The sequence below is a fragment of the Saccharopolyspora thermophila genome, from assembly GCF_014646075.1.
Lineage (GTDB): Bacteria > Actinomycetota > Actinomycetes > Mycobacteriales > Pseudonocardiaceae > Saccharopolyspora > Saccharopolyspora thermophila.
The window spans coordinates 134,069-160,264 of sequence record NZ_BMMT01000002.1; the positions used below are offsets into that span (position 1 = coordinate 134,069).

The 26,196-nt window shown below is 70.5% G+C and carries 28 protein-coding genes; 18 read left to right on the plus strand and 10 right to left on the minus strand.

The features are described from left to right. The first annotated feature begins 9 nt into the window (after positions 1-9). The 9 genes from IEY17_RS04010 to IEY17_RS04050 all read left to right on the plus strand — a co-directional run bounded on the left by IEY17_RS04010 (position 10) and on the right by IEY17_RS04050 (position 9,092). Complete coding sequence (locus IEY17_RS04010; RefSeq protein WP_188985584.1) at positions 10-765, plus strand: F0F1 ATP synthase subunit B family protein; 756 nt, start codon at positions 10-12, stop codon at positions 763-765. A gap of 242 nt (positions 766-1,007) precedes the next feature. Further along, positions 1,008-1,580 (plus strand): YceD family protein, encoded by a 573-nt coding sequence (locus IEY17_RS04015; protein WP_188985586.1) that lies wholly within the window; start codon positions 1,008-1,010, stop codon positions 1,578-1,580. Positions 1,581-1,582: 2 nt separating this feature from the next. Next, positions 1,583-1,765: a 50S ribosomal protein L32 gene (gene rpmF / locus IEY17_RS04020; RefSeq protein ID WP_188985588.1), complete on the plus strand. Its 183-nt coding sequence runs from the start codon at positions 1,583-1,585 to the stop codon at positions 1,763-1,765. A gap of 14 nt (positions 1,766-1,779) precedes the next feature. Then, positions 1,780-2,526, plus strand: a complete 747-nt coding sequence (gene rnc / locus IEY17_RS04025; protein ID WP_188985590.1) for a ribonuclease III — start codon at positions 1,780-1,782, stop codon at positions 2,524-2,526. Between the two features lie 43 nt (positions 2,527-2,569). Further along, entirely contained in the window at positions 2,570-3,460 is an 891-nt protein-coding gene (mutM, locus tag IEY17_RS04030; RefSeq protein WP_188985592.1) for a bifunctional DNA-formamidopyrimidine glycosylase/DNA-(apurinic or apyrimidinic site) lyase, read from the plus strand. Positions 3,461-3,586: 126 nt separating this feature from the next. Continuing rightward, positions 3,587-4,840 carry a bifunctional glycosyltransferase family 2/GtrA family protein gene (locus tag IEY17_RS04035; RefSeq protein ID WP_188985594.1) on the plus strand — a complete coding sequence of 418 codons (1,254 nt, stop codon included), beginning with the start codon at positions 3,587-3,589 and terminating at the stop codon, positions 4,838-4,840. Then, entirely contained in the window at positions 4,840-6,897 is a 2,058-nt protein-coding gene (locus IEY17_RS04040) for an ArnT family glycosyltransferase (protein WP_188985596.1), read from the plus strand. The genes IEY17_RS04035 and IEY17_RS04040 overlap by 1 nt, the downstream gene beginning before the upstream one ends. 63 nt (positions 6,898-6,960) lie before the next feature. Then, the gene (locus tag IEY17_RS04045) at positions 6,961-7,662 is read left to right on the plus strand and encodes a response regulator transcription factor (RefSeq protein ID WP_188985598.1); all 702 of its coding nucleotides are present in this window, start codon (positions 6,961-6,963) and stop codon (positions 7,660-7,662) included. Then, on the plus strand, positions 7,662-9,092 hold the full coding sequence (locus IEY17_RS04050; RefSeq protein ID WP_188985600.1) for a sensor histidine kinase: 1,431 nt from the start codon (positions 7,662-7,664) through the stop codon (positions 9,090-9,092). The genes IEY17_RS04045 and IEY17_RS04050 overlap by 1 nt, the downstream gene beginning before the upstream one ends. A 57-nt stretch (positions 9,093-9,149) precedes the next feature. Here the strand turns inward: IEY17_RS04050 and asnB are convergent, their stop codons facing one another. Continuing rightward, on the minus strand, positions 9,150-10,979 hold the full coding sequence (gene asnB / locus IEY17_RS04055; protein ID WP_188985602.1) for an asparagine synthase (glutamine-hydrolyzing): 1,830 nt from the start codon (positions 10,977-10,979) through the stop codon (positions 9,150-9,152). Between the two features lie 358 nt (positions 10,980-11,337). Between asnB and IEY17_RS25925 the strand changes: the two genes are divergently transcribed. After that, positions 11,338-11,439, plus strand: coding sequence for a helix-turn-helix domain-containing protein (locus IEY17_RS25925; protein ID WP_308423943.1), 102 nt, complete (start codon positions 11,338-11,340; stop codon positions 11,437-11,439). A 421-nt stretch (positions 11,440-11,860) separates the two neighbouring features. Here the strand turns inward: IEY17_RS25925 and IEY17_RS04065 are convergent, their stop codons facing one another. From IEY17_RS04065 to IEY17_RS25200, 6 genes are all read right to left on the minus strand, one after another. Further along, complete coding sequence (locus IEY17_RS04065) at positions 11,861-12,352, minus strand: hypothetical protein (RefSeq protein ID WP_188985604.1); 492 nt, start codon at positions 12,350-12,352, stop codon at positions 11,861-11,863. A gap of 3 nt (positions 12,353-12,355) precedes the next feature. Continuing rightward, positions 12,356-13,954 (minus strand): putative T7SS-secreted protein, encoded by a 1,599-nt coding sequence (locus IEY17_RS04070; protein ID WP_188985606.1) that lies wholly within the window; start codon positions 13,952-13,954, stop codon positions 12,356-12,358. Between the two features lie 2 nt (positions 13,955-13,956). Next, positions 13,957-14,301, minus strand: a complete 345-nt coding sequence (locus tag IEY17_RS04075) for a hypothetical protein (protein WP_188985608.1) — start codon at positions 14,299-14,301, stop codon at positions 13,957-13,959. After that, positions 14,298-14,807, minus strand: coding sequence for an SseB family protein (locus IEY17_RS04080; protein ID WP_188985610.1), 510 nt, complete (start codon positions 14,805-14,807; stop codon positions 14,298-14,300). The genes IEY17_RS04075 and IEY17_RS04080 overlap by 4 nt, the downstream gene beginning before the upstream one ends. Positions 14,808-15,231: 424 nt before the next feature. After that, complete coding sequence (locus IEY17_RS04085) at positions 15,232-15,690, minus strand: hypothetical protein (RefSeq protein WP_188985612.1); 459 nt, start codon at positions 15,688-15,690, stop codon at positions 15,232-15,234. A gap of 5 nt (positions 15,691-15,695) precedes the next feature. Beyond that, positions 15,696-15,872, minus strand: a complete 177-nt coding sequence (locus IEY17_RS25200) for a cupin domain-containing protein (RefSeq protein WP_229679830.1) — start codon at positions 15,870-15,872, stop codon at positions 15,696-15,698. A gap of 686 nt (positions 15,873-16,558) precedes the next feature. Between IEY17_RS25200 and IEY17_RS04095 the strand changes: the two genes are divergently transcribed. From IEY17_RS04095 to IEY17_RS04120, 6 genes are all read left to right on the plus strand, one after another. Continuing rightward, positions 16,559-16,930 (plus strand): M90 metallopeptidase family protein, encoded by a 372-nt coding sequence (locus tag IEY17_RS04095; protein WP_229679831.1) that lies wholly within the window; start codon positions 16,559-16,561, stop codon positions 16,928-16,930. After that, positions 16,917-17,552: a DUF3558 domain-containing protein gene (locus IEY17_RS04100; RefSeq protein WP_229679832.1), complete on the plus strand. Its 636-nt coding sequence runs from the start codon at positions 16,917-16,919 to the stop codon at positions 17,550-17,552. The genes IEY17_RS04095 and IEY17_RS04100 overlap by 14 nt, the downstream gene beginning before the upstream one ends. Before the next feature lie 96 nt (positions 17,553-17,648). Then, positions 17,649-18,266, plus strand: coding sequence for a DUF3558 family protein (locus IEY17_RS04105; protein WP_188985617.1), 618 nt, complete (start codon positions 17,649-17,651; stop codon positions 18,264-18,266). Between the two features lie 4 nt (positions 18,267-18,270). Further along, positions 18,271-19,536, plus strand: coding sequence for a PPE domain-containing protein (locus IEY17_RS04110; protein WP_373289841.1), 1,266 nt, complete (start codon positions 18,271-18,273; stop codon positions 19,534-19,536). Position 19,537: 1 nt separating this feature from the next. Next, positions 19,538-20,341 (plus strand): ESX secretion-associated protein EspG, encoded by an 804-nt coding sequence (locus tag IEY17_RS04115; protein ID WP_188985621.1) that lies wholly within the window; start codon positions 19,538-19,540, stop codon positions 20,339-20,341. Between the two features lie 47 nt (positions 20,342-20,388). Continuing rightward, complete coding sequence (locus IEY17_RS04120; protein ID WP_188985623.1) at positions 20,389-21,009, plus strand: nucleoside/nucleotide kinase family protein; 621 nt, start codon at positions 20,389-20,391, stop codon at positions 21,007-21,009. On the opposite strand, the gene IEY17_RS04125 is transcribed toward IEY17_RS04120, so the two are convergent. Continuing rightward, entirely contained in the window at positions 21,010-21,201 is a 192-nt protein-coding gene (locus IEY17_RS04125; protein WP_188985625.1) for a hypothetical protein, read from the minus strand. After that, complete coding sequence (locus tag IEY17_RS04130; RefSeq protein WP_229679833.1) at positions 21,198-21,731, minus strand: hypothetical protein; 534 nt, start codon at positions 21,729-21,731, stop codon at positions 21,198-21,200. The genes IEY17_RS04125 and IEY17_RS04130 overlap by 4 nt, the downstream gene beginning before the upstream one ends. Positions 21,732-21,787: 56 nt before the next feature. Between IEY17_RS04130 and IEY17_RS04135 the strand changes: the two genes are divergently transcribed. Beyond that, positions 21,788-22,081 (plus strand): acylphosphatase, encoded by a 294-nt coding sequence (locus IEY17_RS04135; protein WP_188985627.1) that lies wholly within the window; start codon positions 21,788-21,790, stop codon positions 22,079-22,081. 136 nt (positions 22,082-22,217) lie between these two features. Beyond that, positions 22,218-25,859, plus strand: a complete 3,642-nt coding sequence (gene smc, locus IEY17_RS04140; RefSeq protein ID WP_188985629.1) for a chromosome segregation protein SMC — start codon at positions 22,218-22,220, stop codon at positions 25,857-25,859. On the opposite strand, the gene IEY17_RS04145 is transcribed toward smc, so the two are convergent. Continuing rightward, positions 25,835-26,128, minus strand: coding sequence for a zf-HC2 domain-containing protein (locus IEY17_RS04145; RefSeq protein WP_188985632.1), 294 nt, complete (start codon positions 26,126-26,128; stop codon positions 25,835-25,837). The two genes, smc and IEY17_RS04145, sit on opposite strands and share 25 nt — an antisense overlap. Between the last annotated feature and the right edge of the window lie 68 nt (positions 26,129-26,196).

Consider the following 26,196-nt stretch of genomic DNA (forward strand, 5'->3'; position numbering starts at 1 on the left):
GAGATCAAGGTGTACCGGGTGTTCGAGGCGCTCGACGAGCTGGTCACGATCGTCGAGGAAGCGCGTGGTGTGCCCATGACGTCGGGGTGCGTGGTGCCCCGCGGCGACGTGCTGGAGCTGCTCGACGACGTGCGGGACGCGCTCCCGCAGGAGCTCGACGACGCCCAGGACGTCCTCGACCACCGCGACGAGGTGATCTCGACCGCCGAGTCGCAGGCCGACAGGTCCGTCACCGACGCCCGCAACGAGGCCGAGCGCACGCTGGCGGCCGCCCGCGCCGAGGCCGAGCAGATGCTCGCCGAGGCCCGCGAGCGGGCCGACGAGCTGCTGGCGGAGGCGCGGGCGCAGGCCGAGCAAACCGTGACGGCGGGGCGCCGCGAGTACGAGGAGCTCGTCAGCCGCGCCCAGTCCGAGGCCGACCGCATGGTGCAGGCCGGGCGCGCGGCCTACGAGCAGTCGGTGCACGAGGGCAAGGCCGAGCAGGCTCGGCTGGTGGCCGACACCGAGGTGGTGCAGGCGGCGAAGGCCGAGGCCAAGCGCATCGTGGACGAGGCCAACGAGGACGCCGAGCGGCTGCGCAGCGAGTGCGACGCCTACGTGGACTCCCGCCTCGCCGACTTCGAGGACCTGCTCAGCCGCACGCTGCGCACCGTCGGCAAGGGGCGGCAGCAGCTGCGCACCCCGGTCGGGGCGCCGTTCGACTACGAGGAGTGGAACCCCGCCCGATCCGGTTCTTCCGCCAACGGCGGCGACGGAGGCCACTAGCGGCCGCTGGGCGACCGATGACCATCCGCCCGGCGTTGCTCACCGGGGAAGCGGCGTACCTCCTTGCGTGCGTGGGTTCTGCCCAGGGGGCGCGCCGTTCGGGCTGGCGCGGCACCGCGGGTGCGGCGAGGGCCTGGTGTCGTGGCCGGCGTGGTGTCGCGTACCCTGGGAGAGCTGGCTACGGGCGAGTGCCTTGCCCGCCGATGCCGGCGAACGCCCTGTTCAACCGACCGAAACCTGTGATGTCTCAGAACCACGAAGCGCGCACCGCGCATGCCGGGCCCTGGGTGATCGACACCCGGGAGATCGGCCACCGAGCGGGCAGTAGCCGCGCCTACACGCGCCGTGCTCCAGCACCGGCCGGGTTCGGGTTGGACATGATCAGGGTTCCGGAGGGCGAGCCGGTCGAGCTCGACCTGCTGGCCGAGTCGGTGGTGGAGGGCGTGCTGGTGTCGGGGACCGCCGCCGCAACCCTGGTCGGCGAGTGCGTCCGCTGCCTGGACCCGATCTCCGAGCAGACCAAGGTCGAGGTGCGCGAACTGTACGCCTATCCGGACAGCGCCACGGACGCCAGCACCGATGACGACGAGGTGGAGCGGGTCGTGGACGACCTCATCGACCTCGAACCAGTGGTGCGGGACGCGATGCTGCTGTCGCTGCCCTCAGCGCCGCTGTGCTCGCCGGACTGCCAGGGGCTGTGCTCCGGGTGCGGCGTGAAGTGGGCCGAGCTCGCCCCCGACCACACGCATGAGACCATTGATCCTCGCTGGGCCGCGCTGCAGGAGCGGTTCGGCGGGACCGAGGAGGAGAAGTAGTCGTGGCCGTCCCGAAGCGCAAGATGTCCCGGGCCAACACCCGTCACCGCCGGTCGCAGTGGAAGACCTCGGCGCCGACGCTGGCGCAGTGCTCCAACCGTGCGTGCCGCGAGCCGAAGCTGCCGCACGTGGTCTGCCCGGCCTGCGGTCAGTACGACGGCCGCCAGGTCGTCCAGCCCGCCTGAGCGGCGGTCGCGTAGTGGGGGGAAAGCAGTCGCGGGCCCGGAAGGTCGACCGGGCTCCGCTGTTGGCAGCGCTCGGCGTCGAGTTGGACGCCGAGCTGCTGACCCTTGCTCTCACCCACCGCTCGTACGCGTACGAGAACGGCGGTCTGCCACCGAACGAGCGGTTGGAGTTCCTCGGTGACGCGGTGCTCGGGCTGGTGATCACCGATCGCCTCTACAACGAGCACCCGGAACTGCCCGAGGGGCAGCTCGCGAAGCTGCGCGCCAGCGTGGTCAACATGCATGCGCTGGCCGGGGTCGCGCGCGGGCTCGGTGAGGGCGGCCTGGGCCACTACCTGCTGCTGGGGCGCGGTGAGGAGCTGACGGGGGGCCGCGACAAGGCGAGCATCCTCGCGGACGGCCTGGAAGCCGTGCTCGGTGCGGTGTACCTGGAGAAGGGCATCGACGTCGCCCGCGACGTGATCCACCGGCTGTTCGAGCCGCTGCTGGCCGAGGCGCCGCAGCGGGGTGCCGGCTTGGACTGGAAGACGAGCCTGCAGGAGCTGACCGCCTCCACCGGGCTCGGGGTGCCGGAGTACCGGGTCGAGGAGCAGGGGCCCGATCACCGCAAGGAGTTCAGCGCCTTCGTGTCGGTCGGCGGCCAGACCTACGGCCGCGGCGACGGCCGCACCAAGAAGGAAGCCGAGCAGAAGGCCGCCGAGGCGGCCTGGCGGCAGTTGTCGGAGCAGACCGCCGGCGAGGCCGGGACCTCCTCCGCCTGACCCTGCGGGCAAGGCCACGCACCGCGTGGTCGAAGATGGTCGCGTGCCCGAGTTGCCCGAGGTCGAGGTCGTGCGCCGCGGTGTCGCCGAACACGCGGTCGGCCGGAAGCTGTCCAGCGTCGAGGTCCTGCACCCGCGTGCGGTGCGTCGGCACGTGCCCGGGGCCGAGGACCTCGCCGCTCGCCTCGCCGGGCGGTGGCTGACCGCCGCGCGGCGGCGCGGCAAGTACCTGTGGCTGGAGCTCGGCGACGAGGCGCGGGACCCGGCGTCCGGTGGCGAGGCGCTGGTGGTGCACCTGGGCATGAGCGGCCAGCTGCTGGTGCAGCCCGTCGGCACCCCGGACGAGAAGCACCTGCGGGTGCGGATGACCTTCGCCGACGGCGGTCCGGAACTGCGGTTCGTCGACCAGCGCACCTTCGGCGGCCTGCACCTGGCCGAGCTGGTCGAGGTGGCCGGCATCGCGCTGCCGAAGCCGGTCGCGCACATCGCCCCCGACCCGCTGGAGCGGGTGTTCGACGTCGAGGCGGTGGCGACGCGGTTGCGGTCGCGGCGCACCGGCATCAAGCGCGCCCTGCTGGACCAGAGCCTCGTGTCGGGGGTGGGCAACATCTACGCGGACGAGGCGCTGTGGCGGGCCCGGCTGCACTGGGCCCGGCCGACCGCGACGCTGACCCGGCCCAAGATCCGCGAGCTGTTCGCGGCGGTCACCGACGTCATGCAGGAGGCGTTGCGCGCGGGCGGCACCTCGTTCGACGCGCTGTACGTCAACGTCAACGGCGAGTCCGGCTACTTCGACCGGTCCCTGGCGGTGTACGGCCAGGCGGGGCGGCCGTGCCCGCGGTGCGGCGCGTCGGTGCGGCGGGACGCGTTCATGAACCGGTCCGCCTACACCTGCCCGGTCTGCCAACCCAAACCCCGCAACGCGCACCTCTGACCCGCGCCTCATGCGCGGCGTCCCCGGCGCTCTCGGGGTTTTCCCAGCTCTGACCCACGGCTTTCGCACGTCGGTCCGGCTTGATGGAGGCCGAAACGGCGGAGCCGGAAAGGTTGGTGGTGGGCAATGAGTGTCGTGTCGCAGCTCGGCGAGCATCCCGCGCGTCGCGCGGCGCCCCGGACCGCGACGGTCGACGTGGTCATCCCGGTGTACAACGAGGAGCGGTCCCTGCCGGGATGCCTGGAGGTGCTGAGTCGGCACCTGGCCGAGGACTTCCCGTTCTCCTGGACCATCACGGTGGTCGACAACGCCAGCACCGACGACACGCTGCGCGTCGCGCACGAGTGGGCCGGTGCGCTGGACAACGTGCGGGTGCTGCACCTGGACCGCAAGGGCCGGGGTCTCGCGCTGCGCACCGCGTGGGGCTACAGCGACGCCGATGTCGTGGTGTACATGGACGTCGACCTGTCCACCGGTCTGGAAGCCCTGCTGCCGCTGGTGGCGCCGCTGGTCAACGGGCACTCGGACCTGGCCATCGGGTCGCGGCTGGCCCCGGGCGCGCGCACCGTCCGCGGCGGCAAGCGGGAGTTGATCTCCCGCTGCTACAACAAGATGATCCGCTGGACGCACGGTGCCCGGTTCACCGACGCGCAGTGCGGGTTCAAAGCCGCGCGCACCGATGTCATCAGGCCGCTGCTCACGCACGTCAGGGACGACTCCTGGTTCTTCGACACCGAACTGCTGCTGCTCGCCGAGCACAACGGTTTGCGGGTGCACGAGGTCCCGGTGGACTGGGTGGAGGATGTGGACACCCGGGTGAACGTGGTCAGGACCGCGGCGGAGGACATCGCGGGCCTAATCCGGGTGGCGCGTGCGAAGGTCACGGGCGCCGCCCGGGTGCCGGGTCTGCCGCGGCGTCCGGAGCCCCGCGCGGTGCATCCGCAGGCGGTACTGGCGAAGCGGGAGAACGGACTGCTGTGGCAGCTGGTCTCGTTCGGCCTGATCGGGCTGGTGTCCACAGTGCTCACCTCGGCGCTGTACGCGCTGTTGCGCACGTGGTGGCCGCCGCTGCTGGCGAACCTGGTGGCGCTGACCGCGACGACGCTGTGGAACACCGAGGCCAACCGGCGGTTCACGTTCCTGTCCCAGCCGGGCTCGTCCGGCCGGGTGCACCTGCAGGGCCTCATCGTCTTCGCCCTCTACTACGTGGTCACCTCCGGCGCGCTGCTGGGCCTGCACGCCTGGCAGCCGGATGCCTCGCGGTGGCTGGAAGTCCTGGTGCTCGTGGTGTCGTCGGTGGTCGGCACCGCGCTGCGCTTCGTGCTGCTGCGGTCGTGGGTGTTCCGCCCGGCGGCCACCGCTGCGGAAGGGGAATCGTGATGACGTCGGTGGAGACGACGACGGTGCTCAGGCCCGTCGCGGACGAGGTGCCGCGCCATCGGAGCACCCGGTGGCAGCGGCTGGCGCTGGCCGCGATCTGCGCGCTGGCCGGGGGCCTGTACCTGTGGGGGATCGGTGGTTCGTGGGGCAACGCGTACTACTCGGCCGCCGTGAAGTCGATGTCGCAGAGCTTCGAGAACTTCTTCTTCGGGTCCTTCGACGCGGCCGGTGTGATCACAGTGGACAAGCCGCCGATGGCCCTGTGGGTGCAGGTGCTGTCGGTGTGGGTGTTCGGGTTCACCCGGTTCGCCGTGCTGTTCCCGCAGGTCCTCGCCGGTGTCGCGGCCGTGTTCCTGCTGCACTGTACCGTTCGCCGGTGGGCCGGGGAGCACGCGGCGCTGCTGGCCGCGCTGGTGCTGGCGGTCACCCCGATCACCGTGGTGATCAACCGGGACAACAACCCGGACACGCTGCTGGTTCTGCTTCTCGTCGCGGCGGCCTACGCGATGACGCGGGCCGTCGGGGCCCGGCGGCCCACCGGGTGGCTCGCGCTGGCCGCCTTCCTGGTGGGGTGCGGGTTCCTCACCAAGATGTTGCAGGCATGGATGGTGCTGCCCGCGTTCGTCGCGGCGTACCTGGTCGGCAGCCGGGCCGGGTGGGGCCGCCGGGTCGTCGACCTGGCGGTCGCGGCCGGGGTGCTGCTCGTCAGTTCCTTCTGGTGGGTCGTGGCCACGGCGCTGTGGCCGGCTCCGAAGCCCTACATCGGCGGCAGCGAGGACGGTTCCGCGTGGAACCTGATCATCGGTTACAACGGGTTCGGCCGGATCTTCGGCGGCGCGGGCAACATGGGCGGCGGTGGCCCCGGCGCGCCCGGCGGTGACGCCGCCGGCGGACCTGCGGAGCTCCCCGGCGGTCCGGGGGGCGGCGGTGGTTTCTCCGGCACGCCGGGCGTCCTGCGGATGTTCAACGAGCAGCTCGCCGGGCAGATCAGCTGGCTGCTGCCGCTGTGCGCACTGGTGCTGGTCGCGATGGTCGCCGTCGGTGTCCGGCGCTGGCGCGGCGGGTTGCCGCTCGACCGCGAGCGGGCCGCGGGCTGGGTGCTGTGGGGTGGCTGGCTCGTGGTGATCGGCCTGGTGTTCAGCTTCGCCCAGGGCACGATGCACCCGTACTACACGACCATGCTCGCGCCCGCGGTCGGCGCGGTCGTCGGTGCCGGGCTCGTCCGGTTCTGGCGCTGGTACCGCGAGCCGCGGGGCAGGGCGTGGCTGCTGCTGCCGGTGGGCGTCGCGATCACGGTGGCGTGGGCGATGGCGGTCGTGGCCCGCGACCTGAGCTGGCACGCCTGGGCCGGGTACGCGGCCGTGGCGCTGGGGCTGCTCGCGCTAATTGTGCTGCTGGTCGGCAGGCGCGGCGCGGCGAAGTCCGGGCCGGCGCTCGCCCTGGCGGCGGTGCTGATGGTGCCGACGACGTGGTCGGCGATCGCCGCCACCAGCGGCCAGACCGGCATGAACGGGACCAACCCGATGGCCGGTCCGGCCACCGGCATGGGTGGCCCCGGTGGCGGGGGACAAAACGGGTTGCCGCCGGGCCCGGACCGCGGGGACGCAGCGGGCCAGGACCGGCACGGCGCGCGGATGCCCGGCGGTCCTGGCGGTGCGTCGCTGACCGACGAGCAGCGCAGGATGCTCGGCTACGTCCAGCAGCAGGCCGGTGACCTGCAGGTCCCGCTGGCCGTGGAGGGCGGTGCGATGAGCGCGTCGTCGCTCATCCTCAACTCCGACGTCACGGTGGTCGGCATGGGCGGCTTCACCGGCGGCGACGACGCCCCGTCGGTGGCGCAGCTGACCGGGTGGAAGAACTCCGGGCAGCTCGGGTTCGTCCTCCTCGGCGGTGGTGTCGGGCCCGGCGGCGACGGGCCGCAGCGCCCGGCCGACGCGATGCGCATGCGGGGCAACTCGCCGCGACAGGAGTGGGTGGAGCGCAACTGCACCGAGGTTGACCCCGCGGTGTGGGGCGGTTCCGCGGACAGCTCCCTGCGGCTCTACGCCTGCACGTGAGCACCCGGCTGGTTCCCAGCTGCCGTTCAGCGTTTTCCCAGCAAGGTGCGGGACCCTGGGCACGTGGCAGACGGCAACAACGCGCGGGTCCTCGTCGTCGACGACGAGCCGAACATCCTGGAACTGCTCACCGCGGCCCTGCGGCTCAGCGGTTTCCAGGTGCGCGGTGTCGGCACCGGGTCGGACGCGTTGCGCGCGGCCGAGGAGTTGCGGCCGGACATCGTGGTGCTGGACGTGATGCTGCCGGACCTCGACGGGTTCGCGGTGGCCAAGCGGCTGCGGGGAGGCGGGAACAACGTGCCGGTGCTGTTCCTGACCGCGCGGGACGCCGTGGAGGACCGCATCTGCGGCCTGACCGCGGGCGGCGACGACTACGTCACCAAGCCGTTCAGCCTCGACGAGGTGGTGCTGCGGCTGCGCGCCATCCTGCGCCGGGTGCGGCCGGAGCAGAGCAGCGACGCGAAGCTGCGCTACCACGACCTGGAGCTGGACGAGGACACCTACGAGGTGCGCCGCGCCGGGCGGCTGGTGAACCTGTCGCCGACGGAGTTCAAGCTGCTGCGGTACCTGCTGATCAACGCCGAGCGGGTGGTCAGCAAGGTGCAGATCCTGGACCGGGTGTGGAACTACGAGTTCGCCGGTGACAGCCGGATCGTCGAGTCCTACATCAGCTACCTGCGTCGCAAGATCGACTCCACGTTCCCACCGCTGATCCACACCATCCGCGGCGTTGGGTACGTGCTGCGGCTGCCGCCGGAGGCGTGATGAGGCTGTTCCGCACGCTGCGGGGGCGGCTGGTGCTCGTGCTGGTGGGGGCCACCGCGGTGGGGCTGCTGCTGATGGGGTTCACCAGCGTGGCGCTGCTGGACCGGTCGTTGCTGGCCCGGGTCGACGAGCGGCTGGCCGAGATGTCGCGGCCGTGGGCGGAGGGCCGTCGGCCGCCGCCGATGCCGCCGGATGACGGTCGGCGCGACGACGTGCCCACCGATTTCCGCGTGCTGTTCTTCGACTCCGCGGGGCGCCAGGTCGACATGCTCGGCCAGTCCGAAGGGGACACCAGCGGCCCGCTGCTGCGCAACCCGCTGCACGGCCCGGCGGTCGGGACGGTGCCCGACCGGGAGGGTGGTTCGGCGTGGCGGGTGCGCACGGTGCAGCTGCCGGACGGGGACACCATCGCGCTGGCGGTGTCGCTGCACAGCGTGGCGGCCACGGTGCACCAGCTCGTCATGATCGAGCTGGTGGTGGGCGTGGTCGTGCTGGCGGTGATCGCGACCGCGACGACCGCGGTGGTGCGGTTAAGCCTGCGCCCGCTGACGCGGATCGAGGAGACGGCGGACGCGATCGCGGCGGGGGAGTTGCAGCGGCGCGTGCCCGATCCCGATCCACGCACCGAGACCGGTCGGCTCGGCGTCGCGCTGAACACCATGCTCGGGCGGCTGGTGGACGCGTTGCAGCAGCGGGAGCACTCCGAGCAGCGGCTGCGCCGGTTCGTCGCCGACGCCTCGCACGAGCTGCGGACCCCGCTGACGTCGATCCGCGGGTTCGCCGAGCTGTACCGGCGCAGCGACCAGCCGCGCGAGGAGGACGTGCGGTTGATGATGTCGCGGATCGAGAGCGAGTCGGTGCGGATGGGGTCGCTGGTGGAGGACCTGCTGCTGCTGGCCCGGCTGGACCGGGAGCGCACCATCGAGCTGACCGACCTCGACCTGGTGCCGCTGGTGCAGGACGCCGCACACGACGCGCGGGCCCGCGACCCGGAGCGCGAGATCACGTTCACCGCGACGGATTCCCCGGTGCGGGTACTGGCCGACAGCGCGCGGCTGCGGCAGGTGGTGGCCAACCTGGTCGTCAACGCCCTGGTGCACACCAGTCCGGGAACGCCGGTGCACCTGCGCGTCGGGCACGGCGTGATGTCCGCGGCGGTGCTGGCGGCGGCGGGTGCCGAGCCGCCGCCGGGCACCCCGATGGGCGTGGTGGAGGTGGCCGACAGCGGGCCGGGCATCCCGCCGGGCCACGCGGAGCGGGTGTTCGACCGGTTCTACCGGGTGGCGGACAGCCGGGACCGGGCGGCGGGCGGCACGGGCCTGGGCCTGGCGATCACGGCGGCCCTGGCGGAGGCGCACAACGGCCGGGTGGAACTGCTCCGCAACGCGGCGGGCGGCAGCACCTTCCGCCTCCTCGTTCCCCTCTCCTGATCTGCTCGGCGGTGTGGGGCACCTCCCGCCGAGTGGTCGAAGGTGCCCCACACGTGATCAGAGCTTGATCGTCGGGTTGTGCAGGTCGAACCACGCCGCCAGGTCCAGGGCTCGTTCGAAGGTGAACCGCGCCGCCGTGTCGATGCGGTCCGGGGCCTGCGCCAGCGCCTCCCGCAGCCATGTCTCGTTCAGCAGCGACAGTGCCGGGTTGCCCGCGGCCACCAGGTCGGCGACCTGCCGCTGCAGCACCGCCGCGTACTTCGGGTCCTGTGTGGACGGATATGGGCTCTTCACCCGCTCCACCACCGACTTCGGCAGCACGTCGGCGGTCGCGTGCCGCAGCAGGCTCTTCTCCCGGCCGTCGAAGGTCTTCAGCGACCACGGGGTGTTGAACACGTACTCCACCAGCCGGTGGTCGCAGAACGGCACCCGCACCTCCAGGCCGACCGCCATGCTCATCCGGTCCTTGCGGTCCAGCAGGATCCGTACGAACCGGGTCAGGTGCAGGTAGCAGATCTCCCGCATCCGCCGCTCGGCGCCGCTCTCGCCCTCCAGCACCGGCACCGACCGAATCGCGTCGCGGTAGCCGTCGGCCACGTACGACTGCAGGTCCAGCGCCGCCGCCACGTCGGGGCTGAGCGGGTTCAGCTGCCCACCGGCCTGCGTCCGCATGGCCGCCAGCCACGGGAACGTCTCGGCCTCGCGGGCCCGCGGGTCGTGGAACCACTGGTAGCCGCCGAACACCTCGTCCGCGGACTCGCCGGACAACGCGACCGTGGAGTGCTGCCGGATCGCCTTGAACAGCAGGTACAGCGACTGGTCCAGGTCGCCCATGCCGATCGGCAGGTCGCGGGCCTGCACGGCGGCCCGCCGCACCTCGGGGTCGGCCAGGGTGTCCGGGTCAAGCACGATGTCCTGGTGCTGCGAGCCGACGTGCTCGGCGACGTCGTGCACGTACGGCCCGTCGGGGGTGGCGCGCAAGGGGTCGGGCACGAAGTTCTCGGTCTGGCCGAGGAAGTCGACGGCGAAGCTGCGGACCTGCTCGCCGGTGCGGCCGAGGTGCTGCCCGGCGAGCGCGGTGATGGCGCTGGAGTCCAGGCCACCGGACAGCAGCACGCAGCGGGGCACGTCGGAGACCAGCTGCCGGGCGACGATGTCGTCGAGCAGTTCGCGGACGTGCGCCACCGAGGTCTGCTGGTCGTCGGTGTGCGGGAGGGCCCGCAGGGTCCAGTAGGTGTGCTCGCGCAGGCCCGCGCGGTCGACGGTGACCACGGTACCGGGCTCCACCTCGCGCATGCCGGCCCAGATCGCGTGCCGCGGGGTCTTCACCATGGCGAACAGCTCGCGCAGTCCGTCGGCGTCGACGACCTTGTCGGCCAGCGGGTTGGCCAGCACGGCCTTGGGTTCGGAGCCGAACAGCACGCCGTGCTCGGTGGGGTGGTAGTACAGCGGCTTGATGCCCATCCGGTCGCGGACCAGCAGCAGCTGCTCGGTGCGGGAGTCCCACACGGCGAAGGCGAACATGCCGTTGAGGTGTTCGGCGACCTGCGCGCCCCACTCCAGGTAGCCGTGCAGCACGACCTCGGTGTCGCTGTCGGTGTCGAAGCGGTGGCCTCGGCGGCGGAGTTCGTCGCGCAGTTCGGCGAAGTTGTAGGTTTCGCCGCTGTAGACCATGGCGACCTCGCCGTCGGGCGTGGTCATCGGCTGGGCCCCGCCCGGCAGGTCGATGATGGCCAGCCGCCGGTGGCCGAGGGCGGCGTGCCGGGCGACCCAGGTGCCGCCCGCGTCCGGGCCGCGGCAGGTCATGGTCGCGCACATCGCGTCGACCACCTGCTGTTCGCGGGTCAGGTCGCGCTGGAAGTCGATCCAGCCGGAGATGCCGCACATGCCGGTGCTCTCCTGTTCGTCGGGATTGGTGCTCCTGGTCCGTTGTGGACGTGGTTGCGCGGACTGGGGTGGCGTGCGCCACCCACGCCCTTCATTAGCGATGTTAACTAGATGGTTGCATTGATGAAACCGTATGACGGAGTGAAATCACCCACGCACAAAAGGTGTGAGTCGTGAAAACGGTGCGAAAGCTGACGTTTCTCTTCGCCCGATCGGGTGCCAAGTCCCGTCGAGCGGTGTGGGCCCCGTCAGAGGCCCGTCATGGGCCCGTGGTGGAAACGGCGACGATCACGGTGAACCTGTCGGTGGAGGTTCTGCGCGACGGCGCGCAGGTGCACCTGACACCGGCGGAGTGGGCATGCTGGAGGTCCTGGCCCGACTCCGCCGCAAGCTGGATCAACCCCAGCCACCCCGCCACCTGATCACGGCAGCGGGCATGGGCTACCGCTTCGACCCCTGAGCGAGTTGTTCGGCAAGGTTGGGCACCTTTCGCCCAGTTGCTTGGTCAAAGGTGCCCAACACGCGTCATCCGATCATGGGTCTTTCCGCCCCAGCCTTCCGGGCTGATCAGCCCGATGCAGCCGTGGCTGCTACGCCGCCAGGCCGAGCATGGTCTTTCCCATGGTGTAGGCAGTGCCCAGCGGGTCCGCCGGGAATTGTGTCCACATCGTCTGCACCGATGCGGCAACCCGCTGGGGACCGGGCTTGCCGGAGGTGGCTTCCGCACCAGCTACCTCGAAACAGCACCAAGGTGGAGGCCGACGAGTCGCGCAATGCGCGCTGCTCAGGCGTCAGCGAGAGTCGTAGGGCACGCTGAACCGGCGTACGAGCTCGTCGTGATTCATGGCTGTCATCGTGTCTCACGCGTCCTTCAGGACGACCTAAGGCTGGCCGGTGACGCGGTGCGTGGGCGGGCTGCCGTAGACCCTGGTCCACGCCTGGCTTTCCGGGTGCTTCCACTGCTTGCGCCACAACATCTGCTCTTCCCAGCTCGCCAGCATGGTCACGTCCTCTTCGGGAGCCAGCGCGTCCACGAGGTCGTCGAGGGGCGGGCCATCGAGGTTCGGGTAGAGCCGAACCCCCGCGCGTCGAGCGGGGTACTGCTTGGTGGAGAACCAGGCGTCGCGGCGACTCGCCTTGATCAGCAGCAGCCAGTCGGCCTCGGCGAGTTGGCGGCGGACACCCAGCAGCGCGCAGAACAGGTCGGGCCCGGCCCCGCCGACGCGCGGGCAGGGGCCCTCCGCGCTGGTCCAGGCGTGGATCTCGTTCCCGGAGAAATACCACTCGATCTGCGTGAGCTGGATCTTCTTGGCGCCGGAGCCGTCCGGCCCGTAGGCCAGCACGTCTCGCCGCACCACGTTCTCGTTGGTCATGGGTCACCTTCCTCCAAGCAGCCGTTTGAGATCGGCCCGGGCCTGGTCGAGTTCGCGGGAGATGAGGTCGGCATTGGTCCGCAGCGAAGCGATTTCGTTGGGCGTCAACCCTTCCGGGGACCGGAGCCTGTCCTCCACGTCTTTGAGCGCGGCCTCCAGCCGCTGGACGTGTTCCTGCTTGGCCATGATCTGCTGCGGGTCCGGGCCGGGTGCTGGTTCGCTGTGTTGCGGCGGGGGATCCAGCTCTGGCTGGGCGTGGTGGCCGCTGCCGTCGTCCATCCAGCTGTCGGGCGTGTGGTCATCCCAGTCCGGCATCTCCCGTCGTGACGTTGTGGGGCCGGGGTCCGGAGCCGGGTCGGGCTCGGGTGCCGGGTCGGAGCCCCGGGGGCCGAAGGGCTTTTCGTATTCACCGTCGGGGCGCGGTTCGAACGGCACCGGTGATCCAGAAGCCGGAGGAGCGGGGTGGTGTGCTGGCGGTGCCTGCGGTGGGGCGGGTGGTTGGGCGTGCGCACCGTGATCGCGCGGTGGTGCGCCAGGCCCTGGCGGTTGCCCGTGATGCTCAAAAATGCCGGGTCGCTGCCCGATGTCATCGAGCTTTCTGGCGACCTTGCCGAGGCCGCTGGTGAGCTTGCCCGCGGTGCCCGCGCCGGCGGTGGCCGCCGCTGCGATCGCGCCGGGTGTCATTTCCCCGGCCCAGCGGGCGGGGTTGTCGCGGAGTTGCTCGATGCCGAGCATGGTCTTTCCCATGGTGTAGGCAGTGCCCAGCGGGTCCGCCTGGAATTGCGTCCACATCGTCTGCACCGATGCGGCAACCTGCTGGGCCTTGTCCGGGTTCTGCAGCATGTCCCAGAGCCCGAGGGCCAGTTCCCCGCCTGGGGTGAGCAGGATGGACTTGCCCATCTCCCATGCTCCGGCGCCGAACCCGCCGAGGAACTCGCTGACGGTGTCCGTCGTTGCCTGGAATGCATCGACGGCGATGCCGAGGTAGTCCAGAAGACCTTTCTCCGGGGCGCCGGTGGTTGTGGCACGCACCGCGTAGGCGGCCTGTTTGGCGGCGTTGGCGACAGCGGCTTTCGCCTTCGCGATGTCGCGTTCTGCCTGGGCGGCGGCCGCCGCGCCCGGGTCCTGCCACGGCCCCGGATCGACATTGGCCTCCACCTTGGCGTTGTACTGCTGGCGTGCCTGCTCGGTGCGAGCGTGAGCGTCCTGCAGTGCCTGCGCGGCGGCGCTTGCCGCTTGTTGCTGGCGGGCGAGTTCGTCAGCATAGGTGCGCACTGCGGTGGCGCCGTCACCAAGCGCGTCAGCGGCCTTCAGCCACATCGACGGTGCTGTTTCGAGGTAGTTGGCGCGGAAGGCGTCTCCGGCGGGTCCGGTCCAGCCACCGGTCTCGAGCCGTTTGTAAGCCTCCCCGGCGCTGTTCAGCGTCGTGGACAACTGCTGCAGGCGGTCAGCCAGCTCGTGGAGCCGTGCGGGGTCGCCGGGGATGGGGCTGCGGTACCCGATGTCGATACCTACGCTGTGGGCGAGGTCCTGAGCCGACTCGGCGGCGGTGGCCCCGAGTTCGGCGAGGTCCTGCTGGAAGGAGGAGGTGTTGGACACCATCGTCACAGTCCTCCGACGATCCGCAGGACCTCAAGCGCGGTGTTGTCGTCCAAGGTCTGGTACTCGGCGCGGACCTCCGCGATCAGGTCGGCGGCGGTCAGTCCGTCCTGCACCAGGGTGCGAAGACCAAGCTCCCAGCGGCCGCCAAACTCGCAGAGTGCGGCCTCCAGGTTCGGGTCTCCGCAGTCGTTGGCCGCGTCACTGCATTCGGTGGCGAGCCCGGCACCCTGCTTGCCCGCCGCTTCGAATCCCCACGGATTCATGTCCGAAAGCTGGCTGACGGCGGCGCGGACGCTGTCTTCCAGTGATTGCAGTGCGGAGAGGTCTACTCCGAATCCATTGGTCATGACTGGTCCTGGTCGTGGTCAAGGGCGAGGCGGTCGGGGACGATGCCGGTCACCGGAGGGAGGGCGACCGTGTGCTCGGCCCCGGCGTCCAGCAGTACTGCGGTGCCACGCGGCAACTGCGGAAGGTAGGTGTCGAGTAGCTGTTCACCGGTCGGGGTGCCGTAGCGCACCGGCTGCGTCGGTGAGGACGGTGCGAAGAAGGCTGCGAGCGTGCTCGCACTGCTGAACGCGACCAGCCAGTGCAGGTCTTCGTCGGAACGACGCGGAAGCATCAGCGACAGCCCGGATTCGGTGACGACGACCGGGACGAGCAGGGTCGCGGCCCGAAATGCCGCCACGAGGTCAGGCACTGTGCCGTGTCCGGCGTGCAGGGCGTGCGCGGCTGCCAGCAGGTGCTGGTGTGGTTCTGGCACCGGGTCGGGCTCGTCGAAGAGCTGGCCCGACAGGCTCAGTGCGTTCTGTGTACGCGGAAAATTCGCGCCGAGACGCGGCCGTGTCGGCGTCATGCAACCACGCCTCCCCAACGTGGATCATGGAATCGACGAGAGGGGACCGTACCAAGTGGACTGGTGCGCCCATGCGTGGTCGCGGTAACTCGCAGTATCGGGTACATCACGGTCGTCATTGCTCCGTTCGGCGGTAAGCGGGTCGTGAGCGTGGCACCGGGCGGCGCTCACGACCGTCGATGTGCTGGTCAGCGGGCGGCGAGGTCGGCTTCGACCGGCGCCTCGTCGAAGGCTTGGCGGAACCTGGATGTCTCCCACGGGTGCAGCCGAGTTCCGCGTCGTCCGCCCGCACACCCATCTCGCGATCACTGCCCCCTGGTTTCTGGGCGGACACTACAGAGTTCGGTCGCGTGCGTTTCTTCGCTCAACTACACGATTCGGTGGTGGATGAAGCGTGCCTCGCGCCTTGCCCTTTTCGCGTCCTTCAGGGAGGTCTCCGTTGGCACGTCGTGTAGGACCGTCGGTTCATCATGCGGGCTCCGGCATACGTGCGTGGGGTCGTTGGCGCCGTCGCCTGCTCATTGACCGGGTACGCGATGTCGATCCACAGGAACCTGGCGATGGCTGCGAGCAGGAGGACAGCCGGAGGGTCCTTGGCGGCCGCGATGACTTCGTCCCGCTGCCCCTCGGTGAGGTTCTCCGGGTCGTACCCCAACACTTCGGCCGCCCGGCGGGTCTGGACGGACAACGGGCCGTAGGACACCTCATCCGGCGCGCCTCCGAGTCTGCCCGGCAGGTTCTCCGGCGTGACCGGACTCAGCTCGGAGCTGGCCAGGTCCCGCCCGATCTGTCCCAGGTCATCCCAGATTCGTCCCTTGCCGCCAACCTCCACCAGACCGGGCATGGCCTCTTTGAGGAACTCGACGTCCTTGTAGTAGGCCATCCGCGTCACTTCTTTCCCGGTGGTAGCAGGAAACTGTTCGCCAGGAACCTGTCCAGCTCATCGCGGACCTGGCCGTCGATGGTGACGTGCTCCTCCCCAACGGCTTTGAGCTTGGTGGAGAGAGCCCCGAGAAGTGCGACGAGGTCGCGGTACTGGTTGTTGGCGAAGGTCGAGAACTTCATGACCTGCTTGACGATTTCGGGATGTGCCCGGGGGCTCTCGACATGGTGGCCAGGTCGCCGTCGAGTCGACCTTCCTGGACCAGGCCAGCGATTTCGGCGAGCAGGTGCGAGTTCCCGTTAATGGATTCGGGATCGACGTGAAAGCCAGTCATGGACACCTCTTTCCGCCACGCAGTGAACGAACGTAGCGCAGGGCGGCAGCGTCCATGACTGGGCAAAAAGGCATTTACTCGTTGTACGCAGCATGATTACCGCGTCGGCTCCGCGGGTGTTGACCGCGGGTGACTCGGCGCGAGCGCAGAACGCTTTTATTCCCTCGCGTGGCCGTACTCCCAACGGGGCGTGGCCTTGTCGATGAAGATCGCTACCGGTTTTCCTGTTCGCCGAGTGTGAGCGCCACCTCGCGGAAAGTGTCACGACGTCAGCACCGGAGCCTCCAGGTGCGTCGAGGTCGACAGGGCAGACGCGAGTCAGGGTGCGAAACCCAAAGGATCCAGAGGGGCGGTGTGCTGGTGCTTCCCGCTGGCCGGTAGGCCGACCTCGTCGGTGCCTCTCATGCGGGGTTCGGCATACGTGCGTTCGGTTGGTGTAAAGTTTCCGCGAGTTGCTCCCCGGCGGTGGCGCGCACTGCTAGGGTCGGCGGTCGAACCCGGTGATCAGATGCCGCGACCTGGGGGTTTCCCGCGATGACGACGCCAGCACCGCCGCCACCACCGCCGGTCCCCGGTGGTGAGGGCCAGAAGATCTCCGTCACCAAGGACACCGTCCTCGAGGCCCGCAAGATCGTCCTGCAGGCAGCCGAGGACGCCCAGGCGAAGCTGCGGAACCTTCGGCCGAGCCTGGCGATCCAGAGCCCCGCCAAAGACCAGATCAGCGACACGGCCGCGGCGGTCTGGCGCGCGTTTCTCGTCGGGAACCCGGACTCCCACTTCAATCGGTTGAACCAGTACGTGACCAACGTTTACAACCTCGGGCTCCAACTCGAGGAAGCGGCCAAGCAGTACGGTTTCACCGACGAAGAGATCGAGGCTTCGTTCAAGCGGAATGCACAGGAGTAAGGGGAGTCTCGTGCGGGCGCGTCACGGGTACGGCTTGATTGCGTTGGCTGCTGCTGTGGCCACACTCAGTGGTTGCACGGGGAACAGATCAGACGTAGATCCGCCGAGTCCGCAACCCACCACCACGACTGCGGAGTCGTCTTCGTTGAACCTCCCACAACGCCCGAAGGATCTGGCGATTGCGGGGAAGCAGGACGCGGACATCTGCACGTGGCTCACCTCCGAGCAGAAGAAGGCGCTCGATGTAGGGGGCGGCCGTCCGGTGATCAAGGACGGCAACAACTACAACGGTTGCGACTTCGCGGGTGAGGACGGACCAGCGCTGTACGGGATCGCGTTTCGCGTGGTGCCCGAGGGCATCGAAGACTTCCTGAAGAAGGTCGTTGATCCGTCCGCGGAGACGGCCGCGACATACGACATCCAGGGCTTCGGTGCCGTGCAGGGGCAGATTCCGGGAGCCGAAAGCCTCGGCTGCGCCGTGTATGTGGACGCCGCAGAGGGGCAGACCCTCTACGTCGATATGGCGCTCGACGCCCCCGGAACCATGGACAACCAGCAGATGTGCGAGAAGGCGAAGCAGGCTGCTGACGCGGCTGTGACGACCTTGCAGAGCCAGAGCTAGGGGGATGGCTGTGACGAGCATCGATCCGATTCGCGACATCCGGTTCGAGGGATTGGGCATCCCTCAAGCGGAATACACAGGAGTAAGGAGAGTCTCGTGCGGGCGCGTCACGGGTATGGCTTGATCACGTTGGCTGCTGTGGTGGTTACGCTCAGCGGATGCACGGGGACCACTCCCGAGGCCAATCCCCCGAGCTCGGAGCCCACGACGACGACCTCGGAGTCGTCTTCGTTGAACCTCCCACAACGCCCGAAGGATCTGGCGATTGCGGGGAAGCAGGACGCGGACATCTGCACGTGGCTCACCTCCGAGCAGAAGAAGGCGCTCGATGTAGGGGGCGGCCGTCCGGTGATCAAGGACGGCAACAACTACAACGGGTGCGACTTCGCGGGTGAGTTGCAGGGCGGAAGGGTGCAGTTCGGGATCGTCCTTCGCGTCGTCCCCGAGGGCATCGAGGACTTCGTGAAGAAGACCGCGGACTCGTCACCGGAGACGGCGGCGAACTACGACATCCAGGGCTTCGGTGCTGTGCAAGGCCAGATTTCGGGAGCGGAGAGTCTCGGCTGCCACGTGTTCGTCGACGCTGCCGAGGGACAGACCCTGTACGTGGACCTGGCGCTGAACAGCCCCGGCGGGATGGACAACCAGCAGATGTGCGAGAAGGCGAAGCAGGCTGCTGACGCGGCTGTGACGACCTTACAGAGCCAGAGCTAGGGGGATGGCTGTGACGAGCATCGATCCGATTCGCGACATCCGGTTCGAGGGGATGGACATTCCCCAGCTCCAGGAGTGGATCACCCAGATCAAGCAGGGGCGCGGCGCGGAGTCGATGCACGGCGCGGTCCGGGCCCTCGACGAGTGCGTGAAGGTCGTCGTCGAGCTCGACGAGACGCTGCGCCGGGAGCTCGGGAAGCTACAGATCGCCTGGGAGGGCAACGCCGGGAGCCTGGCCGCGGCCGCGACGCAGCAGCAGAGCGTCTTCCTCGCCGATGCCCCGGATCCGCTGAAGGCGTCCGCGACCAGCGTCGATGCTCAGGGGCGGGGTTACGAGTCGGCGAAGAACCGGCTGCCGAACAACGACGAGCTGCGGCACAAGGAGTCGGAGAACATCTTCGAGAAGGCCGGCGGCTACTTCGGCTACGAGAGCGACTACGACGCCGAAGCCAAGGCGATCGACGCGCAGAAGAAGGCCGCGCAGGCCGCGTTGAGCTCCTACCGCGACACCTCGGTGCACCAGGCCGACAGCTTCCGGCCGCTGCCGGAGATGCCCGCGCTCACCGTGGCCGCGGCCGCGGCGCCGCCGAGCGTGGCTGGTTCCGGGATCGGCTCCATCGGGTCGCCCGTCGGCGGAGGTGGCTCCGCGCAGGGTGACGTGTCCGGTGGTTTCGTCGGCGGGAACACCCGCGGCGGGGACGTCGGCGACGGCACCAAGCGCGGAGACCGCACGCCTCCGCCGCCCGGTGGGGACCGCAGCGGCACCAAGGAGCCGCAGGAGCGCGACCACGCCGGGTCGGCCGACCCGACGCCGGGCGGCGACGACCAGGGCAGCGGTATCGGCATGCCTGGCGTGCTCGGCATCGCCGCCGGTGGTGCCGCGGTCGCCGGTCTCGGCGCATACGCGGCGAGCCGCATGCTCGGCGGTCGCAGCGCTGCCGCCGGCGCCGGTGGTGGCACCGTACGCGGCGGGGGCCTCGAGGGCAGGTCCCCCGGGATGGCGCGCGGCGGGTCGTCCGGCATCGGCGGCGGTCCCGGCGACACCCAGGCCGGGAAGGCCGCGGGCAACACGCCGGGCAGCCGCCCGGGCGCCGGGTCGATGATGACCCCGGCGGCGACGCGCGGCGAGAAGCGCGCCGAGGACGCCGAACACGAGAACAAGTACGTCGCCGAGGAAACCCCGTTCGACGACGAACGCCTGGTCGCGCCCCCGGTGCTCGGCCAGGTCGACGAGCCCGACGACGACACCGAGCCGAAGAAGCAGGACTGACGTGCGCCCCGGAGCCGAAGCCGACCCGATCGTTCTGTCCACCTTGGAATTCGATGTGGTGTGCGAGGCGGAGAAGCTCACCGACCACCGCCACATCGTGCTGGACGTGCCCAGCCCCGGGACCACCTACACGGAACGCGCCGAGCTGGTCGCCGAGGCGTGGTCGGCGCTGCGCCGGCGCCGCCTCGCCGAACCGAACCGGGACCGTGTCGACGTCGAGTTCGCCGACCTGCTCGGCCTGCTTGACCGCCCGCAGCGCAGCATCGACGTGCGGATCTGGGCGGACCGCCCGATCCGCGCCCTGGCCTCGGCGAACGGCGGCAACGGCCTGCTCACCATCGTCGACGGCGACATCGTCGAGCTGACCCCGATCCGGGCCAGCTCGCTGGCCGAGGCGGCGGTCTCGGTCGCGGGCGACGCGGTACCCGGCCGGGGACGCGCGGTGAGCCTGCCGAATGACGTCCTGCGCGAGGCCAGCGCCTATGCGGGCCAGAACAACCCGCTCGGCTTCACCGACGAACTCCGCGCCCTGGGCATCCCCCCGGACGACGCGGCGGATATCGCGAACATGGCCGACGGCATGGGCATCCGCGGTCAGTTCGGCGCGGAATCCTGCCCGAACCGCGGCGGCAAACCCGAACGCGCCAACCGGGTGGTGGCCTTCCACGACACCCACCAGGGCCGCTACCTCCATGTGGTCCGCACGAGCGGCGACGGCCGCCGCTGGAGCACCATTGCCCCGGCAGACAACGCCAAACTCGCCGAATACGTCCGGGAACTCCTCGCCGAAGTCTGCGCGGGCTGACCGGGGCGCGGCAGTAACCTGGGGTTCCGCTGTGGTGGAGGTGGGACTTGGTCGCATATGCCGAGTTGGTGAAGCGGGCCTGGGCGCTGGCCCGGAGCGGGCAGCGGCGGATCCTGGGGATCGCCGGGGCTCCCGGAGCCGGGAAGGGAACCGTGGCCGAGCGGCTTCTCCGGGAGCTCGGGGACGCTGCTGTGCTCGTGCCGATGGACGGGTTTCACCTGGCCAACGCGCAGCTGCGGCGGCTCGGGCGGGCTGATCGCAAGGGAGCTCCTGACACCTTCGACGCCGCCGGGTACGTCGCGCTGCTCCGGCGGATTCGGGCCGGTGGGCCGGAGACGGTGTACGCGCCCGAGTTCCACCGGGAGGTCGAGGAGTCCTACGCCGCCGCCATCGCCGTCGAGCCTGGGGTACCGCTGGTCATCACCGAGGGCAACTACCTGCTGCTGGACGAGCCACCCTGGTCGCAGGTGCGGGAGCTGCTCGACGAGGCGTGGTTCCTGGCGCCGGACGACGACGTCCGGGTGCAGCGGCTCATCGCGCGGCACGTCCGGTACGGGCGCAGTCCGGAAGAGGCGGCGGAATGGGTGTACCGCAGCGATGAGCGCAACGCCGCCCTGGTCGCACCGACCCGGGCGCGGGCCGACCTCGTGGTGCTCGGCGACCTGTGATCAGCGCCTGGCCAGCTCCGTGCAAACGTCGTCCGGGATGCGGCCGGTGTGGTCGATCGGTGTCCACGGCTCGCTGCGGATCCACTGCGAGCCGCAGCCCCGGCAGGCCAGCAGCGGCAGCCCGTTGAGCTGCTTGCGGGTCCGGTGCCACGAGCACAGCGATCGGCAGGCGTGCACGGCCAGCTCCGTCATTCGTCGATCCCCGAGGTCTCGGACGGCGTCTTGGACGTCGTTGGCTTCGACGTCGTCGGGGGCTTGGAGCTCGTCGGAGGCTTGGAACTCGTCGGCGGCTTCGGCCGAGACGTCGACGTCGGGGACGGCTCGGGGGGAGTGGGCGTCGGCGGCGGTTCCGGGGGCGTGTCGCCGCCACCGGTCGACGTCGGCGTCGTCGACTCGCTGCTGCGCGTGGTGGTGGACGACCGCGTGGCCGAGGTGCTGCTGTCGATCGGCGGCGGGGGCAGCAGCGGCGGTGGTGTCAGCGACGTGGTGCCCGGCCGCGACGTGGCCGTGGGTTTGAGCGTGAAGTCCGGTGTGGCGGCGTCCTGCCGTTGCGTGCCCGCGACCATCGCGGCCGTCGTGGCGAACACCGTCGCCACGGCGATGCCGGAGGCGGCCAGCACCACGAGGCGCTTCGGCCGATCGTCCGGGTCTTCCAGCAGCATCGGGTCCATGGGTGCCCCACTCGTCCGGTCGGCTGCGCCGATGAAGATCTGGCGGATCATAAACCGCGCCTGTCGGGCCCCAGTCTCCCGGGCCGTGGTGCCGCGGGTACGGCATCATGCCGGGCGTGACGGATTCGCAACAGGCACGACTGACCGCGTGGGTGCACGGACGCGTGCAGGGTGTGGGTTTTCGCTGGTGGACGCGGGCCCGGGCGCTGGAGCTCGGGCTCGTCGGCAGCGCCACCAACCTGCCCGCCAGTCGGGTTGAGGTGGTCGCCGAAGGCCCCCGCGAGGCGTGCGAGAAGCTGCTGGCCGCGCTGCGGTCCGGGGAGACACCAGGCCGCGTCGACCACGTCGCCGAACAGTGGTCCGAGCCACGAGGCGGCCTCACCGGCTTCGTCGAACGCTGACCCCACCCGACCGCCGTTGCCGAAATTCGGTGCGTGCAGCGGTTCTGCGTGGTCGCCGGGTGGGTGAGGGGTAGGCTCTGCCGGATGTGACCCCCGGTCAACCGGACGGACCAGACATCGAAGGGCGATCGCAGCCGTGCACCTCAAGAGCCTGACGCTGAAGGGCTTCAAATCCTTCGCCTCGGCCACCACGCTGCGCTTCGAACCCGGCATCACCTGCGTCGTCGGCCCCAACGGCTCGGGCAAGTCCAACGTGCTCGACGCGCTGACCTGGGTGATGGGCGAGCAGGGGGCGAAGGCGCTGCGCGGCGGCAAGATGGAGGACGTGATCTTCGCCGGCACCGCGGGCCGCCCCCCGCTCGGCCGCGCCGAGGTCACGCTGACCATCGACAACTCCGACGGCGCGCTGCCGATCGAGTACACCGAGGTCTCCATCACGCGCCGGATGTTCCGCGACGGGGCCAGCGAGTACGAGATCAACGGCAACTCGTGCCGCCTGATGGACGTGCAGGAACTGCTGTCGGACTCCGGCATCGGCCGCGAGATGCACGTCATCGTCGGTCAGGGTCAGCTGGCCACCATCCTGCAGGCCAAGCCCGAGGAGCACCGCAGGCTCATCGAAGAAGCCGCGGGTGTGCTCAAGCACCGCAAGCGCAAGGAGAAGGCGCTGCGCAAGCTCGACGCGATGCAGGCCAACCTGACCCGGTTGACCGACCTGACCAGTGAGTTGCGCCGCCAGCTCAAACCGCTGGGCAAGCAGGCCGAGATCGCGCGCAAGGCGCAGACCGTGCAGGCCGAGCTGCGCGACGCGCGGCTGCGGCTGATCGCTGACGACCTGGTCACCGCGCGCGCCGAACTGGCCCGCGACGAGGCCGACCAGGAGGCCGCGCGGGCCAAGCGCGCCGAGGTGGAGCGGGCCCTGCAGTTCGCGCAGTCCCAGGAGAAGGAGCTGGAGGAGCAGGTCGCCGCCGACGCGCCGCGGCTGCACCGCGCGCAGGAGACCTGGTACCGGCTGTCCGCCCTGGAGGAGCGGCTGCGCGGCACCATGCGGCTGGCCGCCGAGCGGCACCGGCACCTCACCGCGCAGACCGAGGAGCACCGGCCCGGCCGGGATCCCGACCAGCTGGAGGCGGAGGCCGAGGAGGCCGCGGAGCAGGAGATCGAGCTCCGCGAGCAGATGGAGGAGGCCCGCGAAGTCCTCCACGAGGTTGTGCAGCGGCGCTCGGAGCTGGAGTCGGCGCTGAAGCAGGCCGAGCAGGCGCACCTGGCCGCCGTCCGGGCCATCGCCGACCGGCGGGAGGGCGCGGCGCGGCTGTCCGGTCAGGTCGAGTCGCTGCGCGGCAAGGTCAACGACACCGCCGACGAGATCGAGCGGCTGTCGGATGCGTTGGAGGAGGCCGCCGCCCGCGCCGAGGAGGCCGAGCGCGCGCTGGCTGACGCCGAGGAGGAGAGCGGCGGCTACGACTCCGACGACGCCGGCCTGCAGGAGCGCCGCGAAGCGGCGGCGGAAGCGCGCGATGCCGCGCGGGCCCGCGTCGAGGAGCTGGTGAAGGCGGAGCGGGCCGCGGAGCGGGAGATCGCGTCGTGGAAGGCGCGCGTCGAGGCGCTGTCGATGGGCCTGCAGCGCAAGGACGGCGCGGGCGCGCTGCTGGCGGCCGGGGACCGGGTGCCGGGACTGCTGGGTTCGGTGGCCGCCCTGCTCACCGTCGAGTCGGGTGCGGAAGCGGCGCTGGCCGCGGCCCTGGGCGCGGTGGCCGACGCGGTCGCCGTCCGCGGTGTCACCGACGCGGTGACCGCCCTGGAGCTGCTCAAGAGCGACGACGCCGGGCGTGCCGGGCTGCTCATCGGTGAGTCCACTGTGGATGTCGATCGGTCGGGCTGGCCGCAGTTGGACGGCTCGGCGCGCTGGGCGGTCGACCTGGTGTCCGCGCCGCAGGCCCTGCAGGCGGCCGTGACCAGGGTCCTGGACCGCGTCGCCGTTGTCGGTTCGCTGGCCGAGGCCCGCGACCTGGTGCAGCGCCACCCCGAGGTGCGGGCGGTGACCACCACCGGTGACGTGCTCGGCTCGCACTGGGCCACCGGCGGCTCCGACGACCGGCAGAGCGTCCTCGAGGTGCGGGCCGCCGTCGACGAAGCCGAACGCGAACTCGCGGCCGCCGAGCGGCGGTTGGAGCACCACTCCGCCGCGTTGGAGGGCGCGCGGGCCGAGGAAGACGCGCGGCGCGCCGAAGTCCGCGCCGTGCAGGAGCAGATCAACGACGCCAAGGTGCGCCGAGCGCGCAGCACGGAACGGCTCGCCAGCCTCCAGCGCGCGGCCCGCGCCGCGGCCGCCGAGGTCGACCGGATTCGGCAGCAGCGCGTCAAGGTCGAGCAGTCCCGCGAGCACTCCCTGATCAAGCTGGCCGAACTGGAGGAACGGCTGGCCGCGGTCAAGGACGAGCAGGACCAGGCCGCCGAACCCGACACCGGGGAACGGGACCGGCTCAGCGCCGAGCTTGCCACGGTGCGGCAGCAGGAGATGGACGCCCGCCTTGGGTTGCGGACCGCGGAGGAACGCGCCCGCGCGGTTCAGGGCCGCGGCGACCAGCTCCGCCGGGCGGCTCGCCACGAGCGCGAAGCGCGTGCCCGCGCCGAAGCGGCCCGCAAGGCCCGCGAACGCGCGGCGCGCGTGACGCGAGCCGTGGTGTCGGGCTGTGAGACGGCGTTGGAGCGCATCGCACAGTCGCTGCGCCAGGCGACGCAGGAGCGCGACGTCGCGCAGGCCAAGCAGAGCGAGCATGAGCAGGCGCTGGGCGCGGTGCGCGCGCGGGTGCGCGAGCTCAGCGGTGAACTGGAGAAGCTGACCGACGCGGTGCACCGCGACGAGGTCGTGCGCGCCGAGCAGCGGCTGCGCATCGAGCAGCTGGAAACCAAGATCATCGAGGACTTCGGGATCGGCCTGGACGACCTCGTCGAGGAGTACGGGCCCACCGTGCCGGTTCCGCCGAGCCCGGCCGAACTGGCCGAATACGAAGCCGCCAAGGAACGCGGCGAGCAGGTCAGCGAACCGCCGCCGGTGCCGTACGACCGTGCCACCCAGGAGCGCCGCGCCAAGCGCGCCGAGCGGGACCTCGCCCTGCTGGGCAAGGTGAACCCGCTGGCGCTGGAGGAGTTCGCCGCGCTGGAGGAGCGCTACAGGTTCCTGTCCACGCAGCTGGAGGACCTCAAGGACAGCCGCCGCGACCTGCTCAGCGTGGTCAAGGAGGTGGACGAGAAGATCCTGGAGGTCTTCACCTCCGCGTTCCACGACGTGGCCAAGGAGTTCGAGACCGTCTTCAAGGTCCTGTTCCCCGGTGGTGAGGGGCGGCTGCGGCTCACCGATCCCGACGACATGCTCACCACCGGTGTCGAGGTGGAGGCCCGGCCGCCGGGTAAGAAGGTCAAGCGGCTGTCGCTGCTGTCCGGTGGGGAGAAGTCGCTGACCGCGGTGGCCATGCTGGTGTCGATCTTCCGCGCCCGGCCCTCGCCGTTCTACGTGATGGACGAGGTCGAGGCGGCGCTGGACGACACCAACCTGCGGCGCCTGATCACGCTGCTGGACCAGCTGCGCGCCACGTCGCAGCTGATCATCATCACGCACCAGAAGCCGACCATGGAGATCGCGGACGCGCTCTACGGCGTGACGATGCGCGGCGACGGCATCACCCAGGTGATCTCGCAGCGGCTGCGCGGCGAACCCGTGAACAGGAAACCGGCGGACGCGGAGCCCGCGGCTCAGCCCGAGACGCCGAGCGCGTAGCCGACGCCGAACGCGACGAGCGCGGTCACCAGCGCGAGTCCCACCGCCACCGACCAGCCCGGGCGGGGCTGCCGCGCGCGTCCCGGCGCGGGTGGCCGAATCACCTGCGGCGCAGCGCGATTCGGCAGGTCGGGGCGCCCGAGTTCGGTGCGGCAGTGGCGGCACTCGGACAGGTGCGTGTACATCAGCAGCCACTCGACGTCGGTCAACGCACCCGTCGCGTATCCGCCCAGCAACTCCCGGAACTGCTCGTGATCACGAACGCGCACGGCGCCCCCCGTAGTGCTCGCAGCCGATGTTCGTCGAGTAGTTCATCGACTTTCCGGGAGCCGGGCTG

Bases quoted from the DNA above. Each gene is read 5' to 3' on its own strand.
- IEY17_RS04015 (WP_188985586.1), top strand. From the start codon at position 1,008: ATGTCTCAGAACCACGAAGCGCGCACCGCGCATGCCGGGCCCTGGGTG.
- IEY17_RS04075 (WP_188985608.1), bottom strand. From the start codon at position 14,301: ATGACCAATGGATTCGGAGTAGACCTCTCCGCACTGCAATCACTGGAA.
- IEY17_RS04135 (WP_188985627.1), top strand. From the start codon at position 21,788: ATGCCGGGCGTGACGGATTCGCAACAGGCACGACTGACCGCGTGGGTG.
- IEY17_RS04080 (WP_188985610.1), bottom strand. From the start codon at position 14,807: ATGACGCCGACACGGCCGCGTCTCGGCGCGAATTTTCCGCGTACACAG.
- IEY17_RS04125 (WP_188985625.1), bottom strand. From the start codon at position 21,201: ATGACGGAGCTGGCCGTGCACGCCTGCCGATCGCTGTGCTCGTGGCAC.
- IEY17_RS04110 (WP_373289841.1), top strand. From the start codon at position 18,271: ATGGCTGTGACGAGCATCGATCCGATTCGCGACATCCGGTTCGAGGGG.
- IEY17_RS04130 (WP_229679833.1), bottom strand. From the start codon at position 21,731: ATGATCCGCCAGATCTTCATCGGCGCAGCCGACCGGACGAGTGGGGCA.
- IEY17_RS04095 (WP_229679831.1), top strand. From the start codon at position 16,559: ATGACGACGCCAGCACCGCCGCCACCACCGCCGGTCCCCGGTGGTGAG.
- IEY17_RS04085 (WP_188985612.1), bottom strand. From the start codon at position 15,690: ATGGCCTACTACAAGGACGTCGAGTTCCTCAAAGAGGCCATGCCCGGT.
- IEY17_RS04100 (WP_229679832.1), top strand. From the start codon at position 16,917: ATGCACAGGAGTAAGGGGAGTCTCGTGCGGGCGCGTCACGGGTACGGC.
- IEY17_RS04035 (WP_188985594.1), top strand. From the start codon at position 3,587: ATGAGTGTCGTGTCGCAGCTCGGCGAGCATCCCGCGCGTCGCGCGGCG.
- IEY17_RS25200 (WP_229679830.1), bottom strand. From the start codon at position 15,872: ATGAAGTTCTCGACCTTCGCCAACAACCAGTACCGCGACCTCGTCGCA.
- asnB (WP_188985602.1), bottom strand. From the start codon at position 10,979: ATGTGCGGCATCTCCGGCTGGATCGACTTCCAGCGCGACCTGACCCGC.
- IEY17_RS04050 (WP_188985600.1), top strand. From the start codon at position 7,662: ATGAGGCTGTTCCGCACGCTGCGGGGGCGGCTGGTGCTCGTGCTGGTG.
- IEY17_RS04040 (WP_188985596.1), top strand. From the start codon at position 4,840: ATGACGTCGGTGGAGACGACGACGGTGCTCAGGCCCGTCGCGGACGAG.
- IEY17_RS04070 (WP_188985606.1), bottom strand. From the start codon at position 13,954: ATGGTGTCCAACACCTCCTCCTTCCAGCAGGACCTCGCCGAACTCGGG.
- IEY17_RS25925 (WP_308423943.1), top strand. From the start codon at position 11,338: ATGCTGGAGGTCCTGGCCCGACTCCGCCGCAAGCTGGATCAACCCCAG.
- IEY17_RS04065 (WP_188985604.1), bottom strand. From the start codon at position 12,352: ATGACCAACGAGAACGTGGTGCGGCGAGACGTGCTGGCCTACGGGCCG.